Origin of the sequence: Fusobacterium perfoetens (assembly GCF_021531595.1) — a bacterium.
Taxonomy (GTDB): domain Bacteria; phylum Fusobacteriota; class Fusobacteriia; order Fusobacteriales; family Fusobacteriaceae; genus Fusobacterium_B.
The window spans coordinates 15,206-35,131 of the sequence record NZ_JADYUD010000019.1; the positions used below are offsets into that span (position 1 = coordinate 15,206).

Annotated in this window: 17 protein-coding genes; 5 read left to right on the top strand and 12 right to left on the bottom strand. The window is 29.6% G+C overall.

What is annotated here, in order from left to right; all coding sequences use genetic code 11:
- Positions 1–80 precede the first annotated feature (80 nt).
- The 11 genes from I6E17_RS09205 to proC form a co-directional block, all read right to left on the bottom strand.
- The gene (locus I6E17_RS09205) at positions 81–986 is read right to left on the bottom strand and encodes a M23 family metallopeptidase (protein WP_235236932.1); all 906 of its coding nucleotides are present in this window, start codon (positions 984–986) and stop codon (positions 81–83) included.
- Positions 987–1,085: 99 nt separating this feature from the next.
- Positions 1,086–2,021 (bottom strand): 1-phosphofructokinase, encoded by a 936-nt coding sequence (gene pfkB / locus I6E17_RS09210; RefSeq protein ID WP_235236934.1) that lies wholly within the window; start codon positions 2,019–2,021, stop codon positions 1,086–1,088.
- Positions 2,021–2,872 carry a tagatose bisphosphate family class II aldolase gene (locus I6E17_RS09215; protein ID WP_235236935.1) on the bottom strand — a complete coding sequence of 284 codons (852 nt, stop codon included), beginning with the start codon at positions 2,870–2,872 and terminating at the stop codon, positions 2,021–2,023. Before I6E17_RS09215 ends, pfkB begins: the two co-directional genes overlap by 1 nt.
- A 35-nt stretch (positions 2,873–2,907) precedes the next feature.
- Positions 2,908–4,050 carry an SIS domain-containing protein gene (locus I6E17_RS09220; RefSeq protein WP_235236938.1) on the bottom strand — a complete coding sequence of 381 codons (1,143 nt, stop codon included), beginning with the start codon at positions 4,048–4,050 and terminating at the stop codon, positions 2,908–2,910.
- Between the two features lie 26 nt (positions 4,051–4,076).
- Positions 4,077–5,033: an ROK family protein gene (locus I6E17_RS09225; RefSeq protein ID WP_235236940.1), complete on the bottom strand. Its 957-nt coding sequence runs from the start codon at positions 5,031–5,033 to the stop codon at positions 4,077–4,079.
- 90 nt (positions 5,034–5,123) lie between these two features.
- On the bottom strand, positions 5,124–5,849 hold the full coding sequence (locus I6E17_RS09230) for a GntR family transcriptional regulator (protein ID WP_235236941.1): 726 nt from the start codon (positions 5,847–5,849) through the stop codon (positions 5,124–5,126).
- Positions 5,850–5,919: 70 nt separating this feature from the next.
- Positions 5,920–7,377 (bottom strand): sulfatase-like hydrolase/transferase, encoded by a 1,458-nt coding sequence (locus I6E17_RS09235; RefSeq protein WP_235236942.1) that lies wholly within the window; start codon positions 7,375–7,377, stop codon positions 5,920–5,922.
- 91 nt (positions 7,378–7,468) lie between these two features.
- A complete protein-coding gene (locus I6E17_RS09240; RefSeq protein ID WP_235236943.1) occupies positions 7,469–9,175 on the bottom strand; it encodes a solute:sodium symporter family transporter in 1,707 nt (568 codons plus the stop codon).
- Between the two features lie 15 nt (positions 9,176–9,190).
- Complete coding sequence (locus I6E17_RS09245) at positions 9,191–9,931, bottom strand: GntR family transcriptional regulator (RefSeq protein WP_235236944.1); 741 nt, start codon at positions 9,929–9,931, stop codon at positions 9,191–9,193.
- A gap of 332 nt (positions 9,932–10,263) precedes the next feature.
- Positions 10,264–11,172: an NAD(P)H-hydrate dehydratase gene (locus I6E17_RS09250; protein ID WP_235236945.1), complete on the bottom strand. Its 909-nt coding sequence runs from the start codon at positions 11,170–11,172 to the stop codon at positions 10,264–10,266.
- A gap of 15 nt (positions 11,173–11,187) precedes the next feature.
- Positions 11,188–11,994: a pyrroline-5-carboxylate reductase gene (proC, locus tag I6E17_RS09255; protein WP_235236946.1), complete on the bottom strand. Its 807-nt coding sequence runs from the start codon at positions 11,992–11,994 to the stop codon at positions 11,188–11,190.
- A gap of 176 nt (positions 11,995–12,170) precedes the next feature.
- Here proC and I6E17_RS09260 point away from each other — a divergent pair, with 176 nt between their 5' ends.
- From I6E17_RS09260 to I6E17_RS09270, 3 genes are all read left to right on the top strand, one after another.
- Positions 12,171–13,001 (top strand): MBL fold metallo-hydrolase, encoded by an 831-nt coding sequence (locus tag I6E17_RS09260; protein WP_235236947.1) that lies wholly within the window; start codon positions 12,171–12,173, stop codon positions 12,999–13,001.
- A 73-nt stretch (positions 13,002–13,074) separates the two neighbouring features.
- The gene (locus tag I6E17_RS09265) at positions 13,075–15,363 is read left to right on the top strand and encodes a bifunctional dihydroorotate dehydrogenase B NAD binding subunit/NADPH-dependent glutamate synthase (RefSeq protein WP_235236948.1); all 2,289 of its coding nucleotides are present in this window, start codon (positions 13,075–13,077) and stop codon (positions 15,361–15,363) included.
- 149 nt (positions 15,364–15,512) lie between these two features.
- Entirely contained in the window at positions 15,513–15,791 is a 279-nt protein-coding gene (locus I6E17_RS09270) for a hypothetical protein (RefSeq protein ID WP_235236950.1), read from the top strand.
- Positions 15,792–15,961: 170 nt separating this feature from the next.
- Here the strand turns inward: I6E17_RS09270 and I6E17_RS09275 are convergent, their stop codons facing one another.
- Positions 15,962–16,954, bottom strand: a complete 993-nt coding sequence (locus tag I6E17_RS09275) for a LacI family DNA-binding transcriptional regulator (protein WP_235236952.1) — start codon at positions 16,952–16,954, stop codon at positions 15,962–15,964.
- Positions 16,955–17,158: 204 nt separating this feature from the next.
- On the opposite strand from I6E17_RS09275, the gene I6E17_RS09280 reads away from it, so the two are divergent.
- Positions 17,159–18,499 carry a PTS transporter subunit EIIC gene (locus I6E17_RS09280; protein WP_235236954.1) on the top strand — a complete coding sequence of 447 codons (1,341 nt, stop codon included), beginning with the start codon at positions 17,159–17,161 and terminating at the stop codon, positions 18,497–18,499.
- Complete coding sequence (locus tag I6E17_RS09285) at positions 18,500–19,846, top strand: glycoside hydrolase family 32 protein (protein WP_235236956.1); 1,347 nt, start codon at positions 18,500–18,502, stop codon at positions 19,844–19,846. It abuts the gene before it with no gap.
- Positions 19,847–19,926 lie beyond the last annotated feature (80 nt).

The window sequence follows — 19,926 nt, forward strand, 5'->3', positions numbered from 1 at the left end:
TTATTAATATATCTATATTTTATAGGACTAATATATAAAGGAGAAAAATAAAACCGGATATAAAACCGGTTCTACAATATTTATTCTGTTTTTTGAAAAATTTGAGTCTGATGATTTATTGCTTCAGCAAGATATTGCCATTTTACATTTTTCTCTTTATCAAAAATATCATCATAATTTTCAAGACTCCAAGAGGCAAAATTTTTAGGATTAAGTCTTCTTCCCAAATAATGAATTTCATAATGTAAATGAGGGCCACTACTTCTTCCAGTATTTCCTGTTTCTCCTATTTTATCCCCTTTTAATATAAAATCTCCTTGTTTTACATTTATCTTGTTCAAATGAGCATAATAAGTCTTAAATCCAAAGCTATGTGAAACTATAATAAGTTTTCCAAAACCTCCACTATTATATCCTGCATATTCAATCACACCATCAGCAGGAGCTATTACAGAAGTCCCTATATCTGCTCTGTAATCAAGTCCATAATGAAAAAGAGTTTTATCAAGAGTAGGATGAGTTCTTTTTCCAAAACCACTTGTGTAGCCATTAAAAGGAAATATTGGATTACCATTAGGAATTATAGTCAAAAGATATTTTTTCTTTTCTAGATCTGCTTTTAAAATCTCCAACTTTTCTTCTTGAGTCATTGGTTCATCAGAAGTATAAATATCATCATTTATTAATTCTTCTATTTTTATTATTTTCTCATTTATATTTTCAAATTGTTTCTTAGAATCTTCTAAATCATTATATAGAGCTAAATTTTCTGCCATCAGTGAATCATACTGTTCAGCTTTTTCCTGAATTAATTTATTATATTCTTTTATTTTCATATTAAAGAATATAGCTGCTCCTGTAAGAATAATATAGCCAATTATAATAATTGCTATAAAAGCTACTGCATAATTTTTTATTATTTTATTTACAAAAAAATATCTTATTTCTTCTGTTCTGTCTACTGATGCATTATATTTATTTTTCAAAAAATATCCTCCATTATATTAATTCTCAAAATAAATTTTATTAGATTATATTGAGTATGTCAACAAAAAAAGAGGGAAATCCCTCTTTTTTGCTGTTTATTATAATTCCTCTATTACTATTTTAGGAATAATATCTTTTAATATATCATGATCAATAAATCCTGTACTATCAACCATTGCATTAGTTGTCCCACATGCAACTGCAAGTCTGAAACATTCATCTATAGATTTGTCCACAGAAAGACCATAAGCCATCCCAGCTATAGTAGAATCACCAGATCCTACTGTATTTTTTATTTCAACTTTAGGAAAAGTCCCTTTATATGCTTTATTCTTAGTTACAAGAACTGCCCCATCTCCTCCTAGAGTTACCATTACATTTTCTATACCTGTGCTTACTATTTCTTTTGCTGCTTCTACAACTTCTGAAAGGTTGTTAAATTTTTTACCAGTAAGATCTTCTAACTCTTCTTGATTAGGTTTTATTAAAAATGGCTTTGCTTCCATCCCTTTTTTTAATGAAGCTCCACTTGTATCAAGAATAAATTTAATTCCTCTTTTTGCTGCCTCATCTATTAATATATTATATGCATCTGTTCCTATTCCTTTTAAAAGACTTCCTGAACCACATACAATATCTATTCCTTTATCAAGGATTGATATATATCTTTCTACAAATTTACTAAAATCTTCTGATGTTCCTTCAGCTGATTCAAGAAATTCTGTAATTCCTTTTATATCTTTATCTATAACAGCAATACATGTTCTTGTTTCATAATCAGTTTCCAGAAAATTATTTTTTATACCATCTGCATTAAGTTTTGAAAGAAAAAGTTTCCCTGTAAAGCCACCTACAATACCAGTTGCAAGGACATCTCCTCCAAGTTGATTTATAACTCTGCTTACATTTATACCTTTACCCCCTGCATTTTTTTCAATATGTTTTGTTCTGTTTACTTCACCAATTCTCATGTTTTCAACATTATATCTCACATCTATTGCAGGATTTAAAGTTACTGTTAATATTTTTTTCATTATGCTTTCCCGTTACTTCCACACATTAAGATTTTTTCTATAGCAACTTTTTTCATTGCTTCTTTAGCAGGTCCAAAATATTTTCTAGGGTCGCTTTCATTTGGTTTGTCAATTAATACTTTTCTTAAAGTTTCAGCAAAAGGCATTTTTAATTCAGTTGCAATATTTACTTTTGTAATTCCAAGTTCTATTGCTTTTTTAACTTGGTCAGCAGGTACTCCTGATGCTCCGTGTAGTACTAAAGGTACATCAACAACTGCTCTTATTTCAGCAAGTCTGTCAAAGTCTAATTTAGGTTCTTCTTTATATACTCCATGAGCTGTTCCAATCGCAACTGCAAGAGAATCTATTCCTGTTCTTTCAACATATTCTTTTGCTTGAGCAGGATTTGTATATTTACTATCTTTGTCATCTCTTACTAAGTCATCTTCTTGTCCTCCAAGAATTCCTAACTCTCCTTCTACAGTAACATCAAATCTATGTGCATAATCTACAACTTTTTTAACCATTGCAACATTTTCTTCAAAATCTAAGTGAGAAGCATCTATCATAGCTGATTTTGTTCCAATTCCTATTGCATTTACTATTTCATCATAATTTTCATGGTGATCTAAATGCATAGCTACTGGGATATCATATTTTTCAGAACAGATTTCAACTAATTTAATAAAAAATTCTGGTCCTGCATATTTCATTGTTCCAGGTGTAGCTGCAACGATAATTGGAGATCTAAGTTCTGCTGCTGCCTCTACTACCGTTTGAATTGTTTCCATGTTATGTACATTAAAAGCAGGTACTGCATATTTTCCTTTTTGGGCATCTAATAATAATTGTCTTGTTGATACTAACATTTTTCCTCCTAAATATATTTAAATTTTTTTATTTATTATTTGTTGTATTCGTGTATAATTACACCTTTAACTACTCTGTTTACTTCTCCTGTAGGGCAAGGATTATCAGGATTTATTCCTAAGCTTGCTGATTTTACAAGTGAAATTAATTGTCCACACACTAAGTAAGAAAGATCTGCAAATACATCTTCTATTTCTCCAAGTTTTTCATCAGCAAAAGTAAAGTAATAATCTGCATTAGCTTTTACTTCTTCATCATTTATTGTATCTAAAACAATAATCTTTTTCTTTCCACCTTCATTTTTAAATTCTTTTAGTAAATCAAGTTCATAAATTCTTGTATGTTTATTATTTGACATCATACATACAATAGCTGTTTTATCATTAACTATTGATTTAGGTCCATGTCTGAATCCTAAGAATGTATTATAGAAAGATGCTAACTTTCCACCTGTAAGTTCAAGAACTTTAAGAGACATTTCTTCAGCAAGACCTTTAGCTGCTCCATCTCCAAGATATACTATTCTTTCTATATCTAAAGCTGCAACTGTTTCTGCATCTGTAAGAATTTTTTCTATATTTCTGTTTACTAAATCTGCTACATATTCTACTCTTGCAGCCATTCCTTCAAAATCTTTTCTTAAAAGAACTAGAACTCCTGCAACAACCATTGAAGAGAAACTTCCTGTCATCGCAAATCCTTTGTCATTTGTTTTTTCAGGCATTAATAATAGATACTTATTATTTCCTGATTTAGATATTTGAGCTAATTTTCCTTCTGCATTACAAGTTATAAAAATATGATGAATATTTTTTACTAATTTATCTGCAAGTTCTACTGCAGCAACACTTTCAGGAGAGTTTCCTGATCTTGCACAAGATACAAGAATTGTAGCTGTGTCTGCTTCTAAATACTGTTCAGGCATAGATACTATATCAGTTGTTGGAACTGATAATACATCTATATCTATTTTACTGTTTACATAAGAGCAAAGTGTATTACCAACAAATTCAGAAGAACCTGCTCCTGTAAATATAACTTTAACTTTATCAGCTTTTACACCTTCAATAAATTCTCCTATAGCTTTAAGATTTTCTCTTACTATTTCAACTTCTTCTTTCCAAATAGCTGGTTGTTGAGTTATTTCTTTCCATGTTACGCAACTTTTAAAATCCATTTTTCTCTCCTTTTTATTTAAATTTATTATTTTTTATTTATTACAAGAGCTGCTGCTCCTTTTATTCCTGCTTCTTCATCTAATTCTCCGAAAGCAAATTTTAAATTTTCCATTGTCATTCCTAATGCATATTTAGGTAAATATTTTTTTACTCCCTCAAGAAGTATTCCTCTTGCTTTTGCAACTCCACCTGAGAATATAATAATTTCAGGATTAATTATATTAAGAAGCATTCCAATTCCTTCTGCCATATATTCACAGAAGAAATCAACTATCTCCATAGAAAATTTATCACCTGATTTAGCAAGATCAAATATATCTTTTGCTTCTAAAGAATCAATATTTCCATTTATTTTTCTATAAAGTTCATTATCCTGATTTTCTTCTAATCTTTTTTTTCCTTCTCTTACTATTCCTGTTGCTGAACAATAAGTTTCAAGACATCCTGTAAGACCACATCCACATTTATATCCATTTTTATTTACAACTACATGACCAAATTCTCCTGCTGCACCATCTGCTCCCTCAAGAATCATACCATTCACAATAATTCCTGCTGCTATTCCTGTCCCGATTGGAACTGTTATACTGTTTTTATATCCTCTTCCTGCTCCAAAAAGACTTTCTCCAAGAGCTATAAGTTTAACATCATTACCAACCTTAACTAATTTTCCTGAAATTTTTTCCATTAAATCTTTTGCTGGAAAATCGTTATTCCATGAAAAATTTGCAGCTATTTTTACTACAGAATTATTTACTACAGGACCAGGTATTCCCAATCCTATTGCTTCTATTTCATCTTCTGAAATTTTAAGTTCTTCTGCTAATTCTTTTGTTGTATTCCATATTCTTTGGAATGTATCTTCTGCTCCATTTTTTGAGTTTGTCTTAATACTTTTTTTACCAAGTATATCTCCTGCTTCATTTAAAATACCTATTTCAACATTTGTTCCCCCAATATCAATTCCTGCAAAGTAAGACATAACTCCTCCTTATATTTCTATTTTTAAATATTGTTATGTTGTCCGTACCAATTTTAGCTTCTGTAAAAACCAGACTAATCTGTCTGGTTTTTAATTTTCTTCTAATTCTACTTCAAATTCAAATCTGTCTCCACGAACAGAACTTACTGTATATTCTACTATCTCTATTCCAGTATATGTCCATCTCTGTAATTTAATCAATGGACTTCCTTCAGAAATATTTAATATTTCTGAGGTTTTTTTATCTGCACTCAGCACAGAAAACCTTTCAAGTGCCTTGCTGAAAACAAGTTTATATCTATTTTCAAGGATATCATATAATGGATTTTTTAGCAAATCTTTTTTTGAAAGATTTGGCATTTTTTTACAAGGCATATATGTCTTTTCATACATAACCTCTTCTCCATCAGCCAGCCTTAATCTTACAAGTTCAAAAATCTTTTCTCCTGTATCTATGTTAAGTTCCTTAGCTATTTTTTCATTGGCCTCTTTTTCTCTAAATGAAATGATTTTTGACTCAGGAACTTTTCCCTGTTTTTTCATTTCTTCTGTAAAACTATAAAACTTAAGAAGTTTCTGTTTCATCATTCTTGAGGAAACAAATGTTCCACAACCTTGAATTTTATATATATATCCCTTTTTCTCAAGATAAGCAATTGCTTGTCTTACTGTTGCTCTGCTCAAATTATACTTTTCACAGTATTCTCTTTCTGTTAATATTCTGTCATTTTCTTTAAGATTTTTTTCTTTAATCTCATTAATTATTATTTCAGCTAATTGGTAATAAAGTGGACTTTTAGAATTTCCTAAAAGCATTTCATCCTCCCATAATAATACATCTTTTATTATAAGACTATACCATTACTGTAAAAAATTAGCAAGCTTTTTATATTTCATTTATTATTCTATAAAGCCAGTTTGCAAGTGGATCCTTTATTTTTACCATTTCATTGTAAAGCTCTTCAAGCATTTCTTTCTTTATATCTGCATATTCAGGATTATAGAAAAGATTGTTTATTTCTCCTTTATCATTTTTTACATCATAAAGTTCTCCAACATCTGTTGCATTGAATACAATTTTATAATCATCTCTTCTCCACATTCTTTGCTCAAAAGATACAAAATGTCCTGCAAGCTGTCCTAAAATTCCTTTTCTATCATTTCTTTTATTTTTTCTTAATATAGGAAGCATTGATTCTCCATCAAAAAATTCAGGAATTTCTTTTCCTGCAACATCATAACATGTAGATGTTAAGTCATGAAGATATACGAAGCTGTCATCTTCTTCACCTTTTCTTGATGATTTAGGATCTTTTACTATCATAGGAATTCTATAAGTTGTATCAAACATAAATTCCCCTTTTTCTATTAATCTGTGAGCTCCCATTGCATCTCCATGGTCAGCAGTAACTGCCATAAACAGACTTTCATATAATCCCTCTTCTTTTAGGAATTTTACAAATTCACCTATTGCATCATCAATAAGAGTAATATATCCCCAGAATTTGCATATTATTTCTTTCCATCTTTCTTCAGGAGCTTCCCAAACTCCCCACATTTTTGCTATATCTTTATAATGAAGAGGTTTTCCATTCATTGGATTGTAAAAACTTTCATCTAGATTAACATCTTCTGGCTTATACATTGAATAGTATGGTTCTGGTATAACACATGGTGTATGAGGTCCCCAGAAATTCATCCATATAAAGAAAGGTTTATTTTCTTTTTTTGCTTCAATAACAGCTTTTTTAGCTTCTGATACTACAAAGAAAGGAAGAGTTGCTTCTCTTGTTCCACTAAGAAGCCCACAAAGTTCCTGTACTCTTAAGTGAGGATTTTCTCCAAAATAACTATTGCTTACTTCAGGAATTTCAAATCCATTTTCTTTAAGCCATTCAGCATATCTAGGTTCTTGTTTTGGTCCTTGGTCAAATACAAGATTTTTATAAACTCTGCTTCCTGGATATCCATATCCATCAAAATTGTGTCCTCTGAATCCAAAATCTCTAGGAAGAACTGTTTTTCCTACATGCCATTTTCCTATCAAGTAATTTGCATAATCACCCATTCCTGAAATTATATTTGGATTATCCAATTTAGGATCTCCTTCTCCACCTTTTTCACTGTTTCTCATAAGTTCGTGATTACTTGGCATTTGTCCTGTAAAAAGTGATGTTCTTGCAGGTCCACATACAGAAGCTGGAGTAAATGCATTTGTAAATTTTACTCCATCTGCAGCTAAAGCATCCATATTAGGTGTTTTTACAATTTTATGCCCATAAGTTCCAAGCATATCCAATCTTACTTGATCTAATAATATATAGACTATACTATTATTATTCATTATTTTTCCCCCTTAATCAATGACAAATGTTACTTTCTCTGATTTCTCAGAGAAAGTAACAAAATAATTTTTATATTTAATTTTTTATTTTTTACTCAACTTCTGCAGTTTCTAATTTTACTGCTTCTCCTTTTTTCTTTGTCATATTTAAAACAACTAAAATTACTGCTGTTAATATTGCAAAGACTATTGTTATTTTACCTAAACCATTTCCTCCTGCAAGACCTAATGGAGAAAGAATAGCATATAGATAACATAAACCTAAAACAAGTAATGCTGAAAATTCTCTTACATATTTCCAATCTGTTAAATCTACATTTGATTTATTTTTTGCAGATGGAACATATTCTTTTTCTCTTTTAAATACACTTCCAAGTATAAACATTACTATTATGTCAAATACAAATAGGCTTCCCATTACATGAACAAAGTTTACTTTTACTTTGAATATCCATACTAAAGAGAAATATAATATTACATGAAGAAGAACTGTAATTCTTGCAGCTTTCCCTGAAACTGTTTTGTTTAAAAATCCAACTGCAACAAGAGCAACTATAGGAATATTGAAAAATCCTGCAAATCTCTTAAGAAGAAGGAATAATCCACCTGTTCCGTATTGTAATAATGGAGCTATTATCATAGAAACTATTGCAATTACTGTTCCTGCTATTTTAGCTACTTTTATTAAATCTTCATCAGAAATATCTTTTTTAAATATTGGTCTGTAGATATCATAGCAGAATAAAGTTGCAGCACTATTTATAAATGAGTTAAATGTACTTAAAATTGCTCCAAATAAGCAAGCTGTAAAGAACCCTAATAATGGTTTAGGAAGTACTTTTGATACAAGAGTTGGATATGCAAGGTCTATATTTTTTAATCCATCTCCAAAAATGTGGAATGAAATCAGTCCAGGAACATTTAATAATACTGGAAGGAATAATAAAAACACACCAGCATATAAAATTCCTTTTTGTCCTTCAGCAAGACTCTTAGCTGCAAGAGATCTTTGAATAATTGCTTGGTTTGTTGTCCAATAGAAGAAGTTAACTATTAAAATTCCTGTAAATATTGTTGTCCAAGGCACAGGATCTGCAGCTGCTCCCCAAGCTGTTAATTTTTCAATATGAGTTGTTGTTATTACTTCAACACCCTTTGCCATACTTCCTTGTCCTAAATATTTAAGAGCAAAGAATGGTATCATCGCTCCACCTATTATAAGAGCAAAACCATTTAATGTATCAGATACAGCAACTGCTTTTAATCCACCAAATATTGCATATATTCCTCCAATAATACCTATAAGCCATACAACTCCCCAAAGTGCTGTATTAAAACTTACACCAAACATTCCTGTAACATCAAATATCTGAGTGAATGCTATCGCTCCCGAATATAATGCACCAGGAATCATTACAAATGTATAAGCTACTAAGAAAAGCAAAGACATAATTTGTCTAGTTTGTCTGTCATATCTTTCTTCAAAGAACTCAGGAATTGTTGTAAATCCTCCTTTTAAATATCTTGGAAGAAGGAATAATGCAAGCACACATAAAGGTATAACTGACTGAACTGTCCAAGCTATTATTGAAAAGTTACTTATGTATGAAGAAGCATTTACTCCTACAAGCTGTTCTGTTGAAAGACTTGTAAGTACCATTGAAAATCCTATTACTGTAGCACTAAGACCTCTTCCTGCAAGGAAGTATCCTTTAGCACTGTTATCCTCTCCTTTAGTTTTAAGCCATGAAATGAAAGCTATTAAAGCTGTTATTAATACAAATGTAATAAATGTCATTTTTTCCTCCCATTCTTATTTTTTCAGAGATCCTGCAAAGCTTGTCATGTAAACAAATCTATCTCCTCTGACTGTTGATTGCGTATACTCTAATATTTTATTTCCATGATAAACTGTTCTTTCAACTTTCATTCCCAGCTCACCTTCATCAAGCATAAGATGTTTAGCTTCAGAACCTCCTATTTTACATGGATAAAATAATTCCTTTCCTTGAATTGCTTTTATTCCAAATTCATCTGCAAGTATGTCATATAATTTTTTTGTTGTGAGATCCATATTCTCAATACCTTGTACCATTGAATAATTGAAATATATAGTTTCATAAATAAGAGGCTCCTGATTCCCATATCTTATCCATACAAGTTTAACAACCAAATCCCCCTCTGCAAGATTCATTTTTGCTCTTACATGTTCATTAGGTTCTTTTACTTTTACATATAATATTTTTGAGACAGGTACTTTTCCAAGGCTTCTCATATCATCATAGAATTTACTGAATCCTGAACGATCCTGGTAAATTTTAGGAGATGAAACATAACTCCCTTTCCCTCTTAGTTTATAAATATAACCTTCTTTTTCTAAAGCATTCATTGCCATTCTTACAATTGTTCTGCTAAGATTGTATTCTCTGCATATTTCGCTTTCAGAAGGCAGTTTGTCATTTTCTTTTAGAACTCTTGCATCTACATATTTCTTTACTTCGTGTATCAGTTGTTGGTATAAAGGTACATCACTTTGTTTGTTAATCTCAAACATATTTTTCTCCCATGGTTTTAAAAAATGATCATTCTTATTACAACAAGTATAATATGTATAAAAAGTGTTGTCAACAGTGATTTTTACTAGGTTTTAACTTGTATCATACAAGTAATCCCTTGTTTTACGGGGTTAAGGTTTACTTGTATCTAAAAAAATTTTTTATATTTTTTAAAAATTTTTAGATAAAATTTAAAACGATATGTTCCATTTTAAATTTTATTATTAAAAAATAAATCACTATAATCATAACTTATGTAAAAATAAAAAAAGAGGATTTATTTTCCTCTTTTTTATCATTTTATAAATATATCATCTGTATTAAAATATTTTTACTGATATTTTTCTATCTCTTTAAAAACATCTGACAAAGAAGTTATAATATCTCTTGGGAGCATAAAATATTCTGAAAATTTTTCTGCTGCATAATCTCCAGCAAGCCCGTGTATATATACTCCACATAAAGCAGAATCTTCTGCACTCATACCTTGAGCCAAGAAACTTCCTATTATACCAACCAATACATCACCACTTCCAGCTTTTGCCATTCCTGAATTTCCTGTTGTATTTCTATAAATTTTTCCATCAGGACAAACTATAAGAGTTCGGTGATCTTTCACAATAACAATAACATTATATTTTTGACATATTTCTAAAGCACAATTTATTCTGTCTTTTTTTACCTCTTCAATTGATTTCCCTGCTAGTCTTGAAAGTTCTAAAAGATGTGGGGTAAGAATTATCGGAGCTTTCTTTTCTGCAAATATCTCCATTCTCAATGCTACTGCATTAAGTCCATCTGCATCTAAAACAATAGGTTTACCTGAATTTCTTATAATATCATACACAATATTATGAACATCTACTGTTGCTCCCAAGCCACTGCCAAGTCCTACTGCTGTTACTTTCTCTATTTTTTCCTTTATTTTATTTATTTCAAGAACAGAAATTGTTCCATTTAAATTTTCCTCTAAAGGAAGCATAACAGCTTCTGTCAAATTTGCTGCTCCTGCACTTTCACAAACTTTTTTCGTTGATGCTAGTATTACATAACCTGTTCCACATCTCATAGCTGCAAGAGATGATAAAACAGGTGCTCCCATATATTCACTGCAGCCACTTATATTTAAAAATCTTCCATAATCACCTTTGTTACTTTCCTGCTTTCTTTTAGAAAATTTAGAAAAAATAAAATTTTTATCAATATCAGTTATATTATATTTTATTTCTTCATCTTCCATAACAGAAACCTCCATTTATTTTGACATTTCTTTTGATTTCTCTTCACATATTTTCATAGCTCTTATTATAGAGCTTCTAAAACCATTTTCTTCAAGAGCAGCTACAGCTTCTATAGTTGTTCCTCCTGGAGAACACACCATATCCTTTAATTCTCCTGGATGTATTCCTGTTTCAAGAACCATTTTAGCACTTCCCAGAACTGCCTGAGCTGCAAATTTATATGCTTTTTCTCTTGGCATTCCTCCAGCAACTGCTGCATCTCCCATAGCCTCTATCATCATATATACATAAGCAGGAGAAGAGCCACTTACAGCAATAACTGAATCAATCAGTCTCTCTTCTATTATTTCTGCTTTTCCAAAGCTATTTAAAATTTCCATAACTTTTTTTATTTCATTTTCTGTTACAAATTCATTAGGAATGACAGCTGTCATTCCTTCTCCAACCATTGCAGGTGTATTAGGCATAGTTCTAACGGTTTTAATATTTTTTCCAAACATTTTTTTTAATTTTTCTAATGTTATTCCTGCTGCTATTGTTATTATAACTGTTTCAGGTTTTATATAATCTTTTATCTCTTCTATTACTGTTTCATAAAAATGAGGCTTTACTGAAAGAACAAGAAAATCAGCCATTGAAGCTGTTAAAATATTAGAATTTGATGTCTTTACTCTATATTTTTTATAGGCTTTTTTCAAATTTTCCTGTGATATATCTGAAAAAATTATATTTTCAGGTTTAACTATTCCAGAAGCAACTATCCCCCCTGCCATAGCTTGTCCCATATTTCCTGCTCCTATAAATCCTATTATTTTTTCCATATTGCACCTCTTTTGCCTTAATTTATTTTCTAATTTACACATTAATTTATTTATATTGCAAGTCTATTGTATCACAAAAATATTCTTTGTGCTTCTTTATTGTTTTTTCTTTTCTTATTTTTTAAAATGATATATAATTTTTATGTTATATAAATTATTATTTAAGGAGTATAAAAATGAGTATAAAAATAACAACCTTAATAGAAAATAAAGAAGGATGCTGTGGATTAAAAAATGAATTTGGACTTTCTCTTTTAATTGAAGACGAAGATAAAAGTTTTATTTTTGACACTGGAAAAACTGGTGAATTTGTTGAAAATGCTAAAAAAATGAATATAGATTTAAAAAATATAAAAGATATTGTTTTAAGCCATAGTCATTTTGATCATACAGGAGGTATTAGAACTTTTACTGAAAATTGTTCCTCTGATTACACTCTCCATGTAAACAAAACTTTTTTCCAGGAAAAACATAGAATTACCAATATTATTCATGAATTTTTAGGAAATAATTTTGATGAAAAGTACCTTGCTGAACATAATGTCAAAATTCATTTTATTAATAAAGATTCTTTTCAGTTTTCTAAAAATATTACTCTTTTTACAAATTTTAAATCTACAAACGATTTTGAAACTCCTGTAACCTATTATTTTAGAAAAATATATGATAATTATATTTTAGATAATATGGAAGATGAAATTGTCCTTGCAGCTAATACAAAAAATGGATTGATTATAATATGTGGATGTTCTCATATAGGGATAGCAAATATTGTTGAAAATATAAAAAGACGCACAGGCAAAAAAATATATGGTATCATAGGGGGACTTCATTTAACAAAAGCTGATGATAAAAGAATGGAAGCTGTACTTAAATACTTTAAAGATAATGATATTAAATTTTTTGCAGTTTCTCATTGTACTGGTGATAAATTTATTGAAAAATTAAAAGCAGAAAATAATGATTTTATATACAATTCAACAGGAAATATAATTATTCTTGATTGATTATATTCTATTTTTAAAAAAATTATTATATAATATTTCATAAAGAGAATCCCGTTTTTAGGAGGAAAAATAAATGTTTAAAATTATAGAAAAAAAATGGCTGAACGAAAAAATATGCCTTATGAGAATAGAAGCAAGAGCTCTTGCTGAATCAGCAAAACCAGGACAATTTCTTATAGTAAAAAAAGATGAACACGGAGAAAGAATCCCTCTTACTATATGTGACTATGATAAAAAAGAGGGAACTGTCACTATTATTTTCTTTGTTATAGGTAAAAGTACTGAGGATATGGCAAAACTTGAAGAGGGAGATTTCTTCCAAGATGTTGCAGGGCCTCTTGGACAAGAAAGTGAATTTCTTCACGAAAATATAAAAACTCTTAAAAATAAAAAAATTCTTTTTGTAGCTGGAGGAGTGGGAACTGCCCCTGTTTATCCTCAAGTTAAATGGTTTAATAATCTAGGAATAAAAGTTGATGTTATTATTGGAGCAAAAACTAAAAATCTTATTATTCTTGAAGAGGAAATGAAAAAAGAAGCAGGAAATGTTTATATTGCCACAGACGATGGTTCTTATGGATTCCATGGAATGGTAACTGGTCTTATAGACGAACTTATTAAAAATCAGAAAAAACATTATGACCATGTTGTTGCAATAGGTCCTATGATTATGATGAAGTTTGTTTCTCTGAAAACAAAAGAATACAATATTCCAACTACAGTTAGTTTAAATCCTCTTATGGTTGATGGAACAGGTATGTGTGGAGCATGCAGAGTTACTGTAGGAAATAAAATAAAATTTGCTTGTGTTGATGGACCTGAATTTGACGGACATCTTGTTAATTTTGACGAAGCAATGAGAAGACAGATGATTTATAAAACAGAAGAGGGAAGAGCTTACCTTGAAAAGAAAGAAGGAGACACTCACCATGCTAAAGGTTGTCAGTGTTGTTCACATGAAAATTCATCCCTTGAAAGTCTTGAAAAGGGAAAAAGAGTCCCTGTAAGAGAACAAGATCCAAAAATAAGAGCTACAAATTTTGATGAGGTAACTTTTGGATATACTTTAGAAGAAGCACAAAAAGAAGCTGCAAGATGTCTTAACTGTAAAAATCCTCTTTGTATGAAAGGTTGTCCTGTTTCAATAGACATTCCTTCTTTTATACAAAAAATTAAAGAGGGGGATATAAAAGAAGCTGGCAGAATACTTACAAAATATACTTCTCTTCCTGCTGTTTGTGGAAGAGTCTGCCCTCAGGAAACACAATGTGAAGGAAAATGTGTTTTAGGAATAAAAGGAGAACCTGTTGCAATAGGAAAACTTGAAAAATTTGTAGGAGATTATCTTCTTGAACATGATTTTGAAGTTGAAAAACCTGAAAAAAATAATCATAAAGTTGCCGTTATAGGAAGTGGCCCTGCTGGACTTACTGTTGCAGGAGATCTTGCTAAGATGGGATATGATGTCACTGTTTTTGAGGCACTTCATAAAACAGGAGGAGTTCTTACTTATGGAATTCCAGAATTCAGACTTCCTAAAGAGAAAATTGTTCAAAAGGAAATTGAAAACATAAAAAAATTAGGTGTACATTTTACTACAAATGAAATTGTAGGAAAAACTTTTACTATAGATAATCTTCTTGATGAAAAAGAATTTGAAGCTGTATTTATAGGAAGCGGAGCTGGACTTCCAAAATTTATGGGTATTCCTGGAGAAAATTTTAATGGTGTCTTTTCTGCCAATGAATTTCTTACAAGAGTAAATCTTATGAAAGCTTATCTTGATGAATATAATACACCTGTAAAAGCAGGAAAAAAAGTAGCTGTTATAGGTGGTGGAAATGTTGCAATGGATGCTGTAAGAACTGCAAAAAGACTTGGAGCAGAAGCTCACATTGTTTACAGAAGAAGTGAAAAAGATTTTCCTGCAAGAGCTGAAGAAGTACATCATGCTAAAGAAGAAGGAATTATAATTGATGCTCTTACTCTTCCAAAAGAAATTCTTGCTGATGAAAATGGAAATGTTATAGGAATGAAATGTATTCACACAAAACTTGGAGAACCTGATTCTTCAGGAAGAGCTTCTTTTATTGAAATACCTGATTCTGAATTTATTATGGAAACAGATACTGTTATTATGGCTCTTGGAACTGCACCAAATCCATTAATATCTTCTACTACCAAAGGACTTGACATCAATAAATGGAAATGTATTGTCGCTGATGAAAATGGTAAAACTTCAAGAGAAGGAGTTTTGGCAGGAGGAGATGCTGTTTCAGGTGCAGCAACTGTAATTCTTGCTATGGGGGCTGGAAAAAAAGCTGCTCAGGCTATTAATGAATATATTAAAAATAAAAAATAATATAAAAATAAAGACAGTTGTAAGTTCATATACACAACTGTCTTTATTATTTTTTCCAAAATTTTATCAAAACAATAGTTGACTAAAATAGTATATAATGATATAATTATAGTGTAATATTTAAACTTAAATTTTTTAAGGAGGATAAAATGGGAATTGAAACAAATCTAAAATATATGACAAAAGAATATGAGGAAGAAACATTAAAATTAGAAAGACTTAATAATTTTATTAAAAGTGATGAATTTAAAACTTCTACAGATGATACTCAAAAAAGAATTATCACTGAAAAAGCTACTCTTTTAACAGATTATATTGCTAAATTAAAAGAACAAATTGATTACGATAAAAAAATTCTAGATGAAAACGATGTTTGTATATCTCCTGATGGAAATTATGATAACATTGGAAAATGCTGTAAAAGATAACCACAGACAAAAAGGCTATTATAAATCAATTATTTTATAAAAATATAAATATTTTTATATTTTTATCATCTATTACTTATTAACTTTTAAATTATTTTGAAGACTGAAAGAAAATTGAAAATCTTTCAGTCTTTCTTTATATTCTATTTTATCCAATAAAAGTTATATTTTTAAAATGATAAATGGCTCACACTTTCTCCTTTAATAAAATCAAATTCAATTTTTTGTATTTTAGGAATAGGAATATTATTAATTAATTTTATAATACTATATGCAGCCTCTTTACCTGTTTTTTCATTGTCAAATTTAATAGTAGTTAACCTTGGAGAAATAATCTCAGAAACCTTATACCCTCCAAATCCAGCTATTGAAATATCTTTTGGGATATTAAAACCACAAGAATGAATAGCTTTTATAGCACCAAATGCCATATTATCTGTAGCAGATATGATACAATCAGGTTTGTTATTCTTTAAATATTCTAATATAAGTTTTTCAGTAGTTTCAAAGGTAAAATCACTTTTTATCTCGGTGATATTCACATCGTATTTAGCTAGCACCTTAAAGACAGCATCTCTTCTATTTTTACCAACCATTATATCTTTTTCATCTACTCCAATATATAGAATATTTTTTAATCCAGATTTCCCTATATAATCACCCATCTTTTTTCCAGCAGCACTTTCATGATTAACTATAGAAAAACCATTACTACATATTTGTCCTACAAAAACAGTAGGTATTTTAGTTCTTTTTATAAAATCTTTATGTTGCTGTGTAACTTCTGTAGCAATAACTATTATAGCTTCAACATTTAAACGCCATAAGTTTTCAAGATTTGCCTTTTCTAATTCAATGTTATGATTAGTATTTATAATTAAAGGAGTATAGCCTTCAACTCTTAAAGTACTATCTAAAGCCATAAGAATATTTGAAGTTGTGTTTGAATCTAAGCAAGGTACAATTATCCCAATAAATTTATTATTCTTAGCTTTTATTCCTCTAGCAAAAACATTAGGAGCATAACTGTTTTCTTCAATAACTTTTTGAATTTTTTCTCTTGCTTCTTGACTAACATAACCATTATTAAAAAATCTAGAAACTGTACTTTTTCCAACTCCAGAAAGTGTAGCAATATCAAGTATTGTAAGTTTCTTTTCCATTTAAAAATCTCCTTAAATTCATATTTATAATTTCATTATACATCATATATAAAAAAATTAAAATTCTTTTTTATACATGTTTTTAAATAAAACAAAAAATAAAAAATATAAAAAAATTCAAAAAAATATTGACATTTATTAAAAAAAATATTATCTTTTATTATATGGGAACGATACCATAAAAAATTAAAACTGGAGGAAGAAATGGATTTTAATAATGTAGCAGAAGAAATATTAAAGAATATTGGCGGAAAAGAAAACATATCTGTAATGGAGCATTGTGCAACAAGATTAAGAATAGTAGCTAAAGATAATGAAAAAGTTAACGCAGAAGGATTAAAAACTATTAAAGAAATTGGTGGATATTTTTATCAATCAGGACAACATCAAATAATCATTGGAACAGGAAAAGTTAATAAAGTTTTTGATATTTTAAACATTGGAGATATAAAAACAAGCGGGGCTAAACAAGAAGGATATGCTAATTTAAATCCTTTCCAAAAATGTTTAAGAGCTTTAGCAGATGTATTTATACCATTAATTCCAGTATTAGTTGCTACAGGATTATGTATGGGATTAAGAGGATTTTTATTACAACTTGGAATGAAGTTTTCACCAGAAATTTTAACCATGACACAAGTTGTCACTGATACTGTATTCATATTTTTACCAGCTCTAGTAGTTTGGTCAGCTTTCAAAAGATTTGGTGGAACTCCAGCAATAGGAATGGTATTAGGATTAATGCTAATAGCTCCAATGTTACCAAATGCTTGGGATGTTGCCAGTGGAAATGCAATCCCATTAAAATTATGGATATTTAGTATAGAAGGATTCCAAGGAACAATATTACCAGCATTAATAGTGGGAATAGTTGGATCATATATAGAAAAATGGATAAAATCATGGATGCCAAGTGTAGTTGATTTAGTATTTACACCTTTCTTAACAATAATTATTGGTATGCTGGGAGCATTCTTTATAATAGGACCTGTTTTCACATTAATTGAAGATTTGGTAATGAGTTTAATTCAAGGAATAATAGGATTACCTTTTGGGATAGGAGGAGCAATTTTTGGTGGAGTTCAGCAAGCTTTAACTGTTACAGGATTACATCACTCACTTATGATAGTAGAAACTAGTTATTTAGCAAGTAAAGGAATAAATCCATTAAATGCTTTAATAACAGCTTCTATGGCTGGACAGGCTGGAGCAGCTATTGCTTATACAATGTCTATAAAAAATAGAGAAGAAAGAGCTTTAAAATTCTCATCAATAGTTCCTTGTTTCTTCGGAATAACAGAGCCATTATTATTTGGAGTTACATTAACTAATTCAAAAGTATTCTTATCAGGAATGATTGGAGGAGCTGCAGCTGGGATATTTGCAATGATATTTAAAGTAGCACCTTCAGTTATGGGAGTTACATTTATTCCTGCAATACCAGCATATTTAGGAAATAATTTACTTGGATATTTAGCTATGATAGTTGTTGGAATGGGTGTAGGAATGATTTTTACAAAGATACTTGTAAGAAAGGAAAAATAAATGTGGAAAAATAAATTTCATATAGAAGCTGAAAAAGGACTTGTAAATGATCCAAATGGTCTTATATTTTGGAAAGGCGAATATCATGTATTTTATCAGCTTAATCCTAAAAGCTGTGAACACACCTTCAAAAACTGGGCACATATAAAAAGCAAAGATTTAATAAACTGGGAAAAACTTCCAATAGCATTAGCACCAACAGATTGGTTTGATAAAGATGGTTGTTATTCAGGAAGTGCAATAGAAAAAGATGGAAAACTTTATTTGATGTATACTGGAAATGTAAAAAATAATGGTGTAAGAGAAAGTTATCAATGTTTAGCCGTTTCAGAAGATGGAATAAGCTTTAAAAAATTAGGGCCAGTGATACACAACAATGACATTCCAAAAGGATATACCAGACATTTTAGAGATCCAAAATTACTTAGAAAAAATGGAAAATTCTATGTTGTTTTAGGAGCTCAAAGAGAAAATTTAACTGGAACAATATTATTATATAGTTCAAAAGATCTTTTTACTTGGAAATTTGAACAAGAAATTATAAAAGGAGAATTTGGATATATGTGCGAATGTCCAGATTATTATGAAGTAAATAAACAAGGAGTATTAATTTTCTCACCTCAAGGATTAACAGCAAATGGAATATTATATAACAATAGATATCAATCAGGATATATTTTGAGAAATATAAAAGAGACAGAAAAAAATAATTTTATTGAATTAGATAGAGGATTTGAATTTTATGCTCCCCAATCTTTTATTGGAAAAGGCGGAGAAAGAATTATGTTCGGATGGATGGGAATGCCAGAAGAACTGGAACATCCAAGTGTTGAAGAGGGATGGATACATTCACTTACACTTCCAAGAATTATAGAAATAGAAAATAATAAATTATATCAAAGACCACACACTAATCTACAGAAACTTAGAAAAAATAAGATTACAATTGAAAATTTAGAAGTTAATGGAAAGGTAAATTTAGAAAAATTTAATATAAAAGGAATTACTTATGAAATAATTTTAAAATTAGAAGAACTGAATTCAGATTTAATTTTGAATATAAGAGCTGGAGAAAATAATAAGACTGTTTTGAAATATGAATATAAAAATAAATTATTTATATTAGACAGAGAAAAGTCTGGAAGAGGATATAAAGGAATTAGAAAGTGTGTTTTAGATACATTAAAAGAAATTCGTATTTTTAGTGATACTTCATCTATTGAAGTTTATCTAAATAACGGAGAAGAAGTTTTTACAGCAAATATCTATCCAGAAAAAGATGCTGAAAATATAATTCTTGAAGGTAATAACATTAAAGTAGAAAAAATAGAATTTTATGAAATATAATGGAGGATTTATGATAATTGGTGGAATAGAAGCTGGGGGAACAAAATTTGTCTGTGGAATTGGAAATGAAAAAGGAGAAG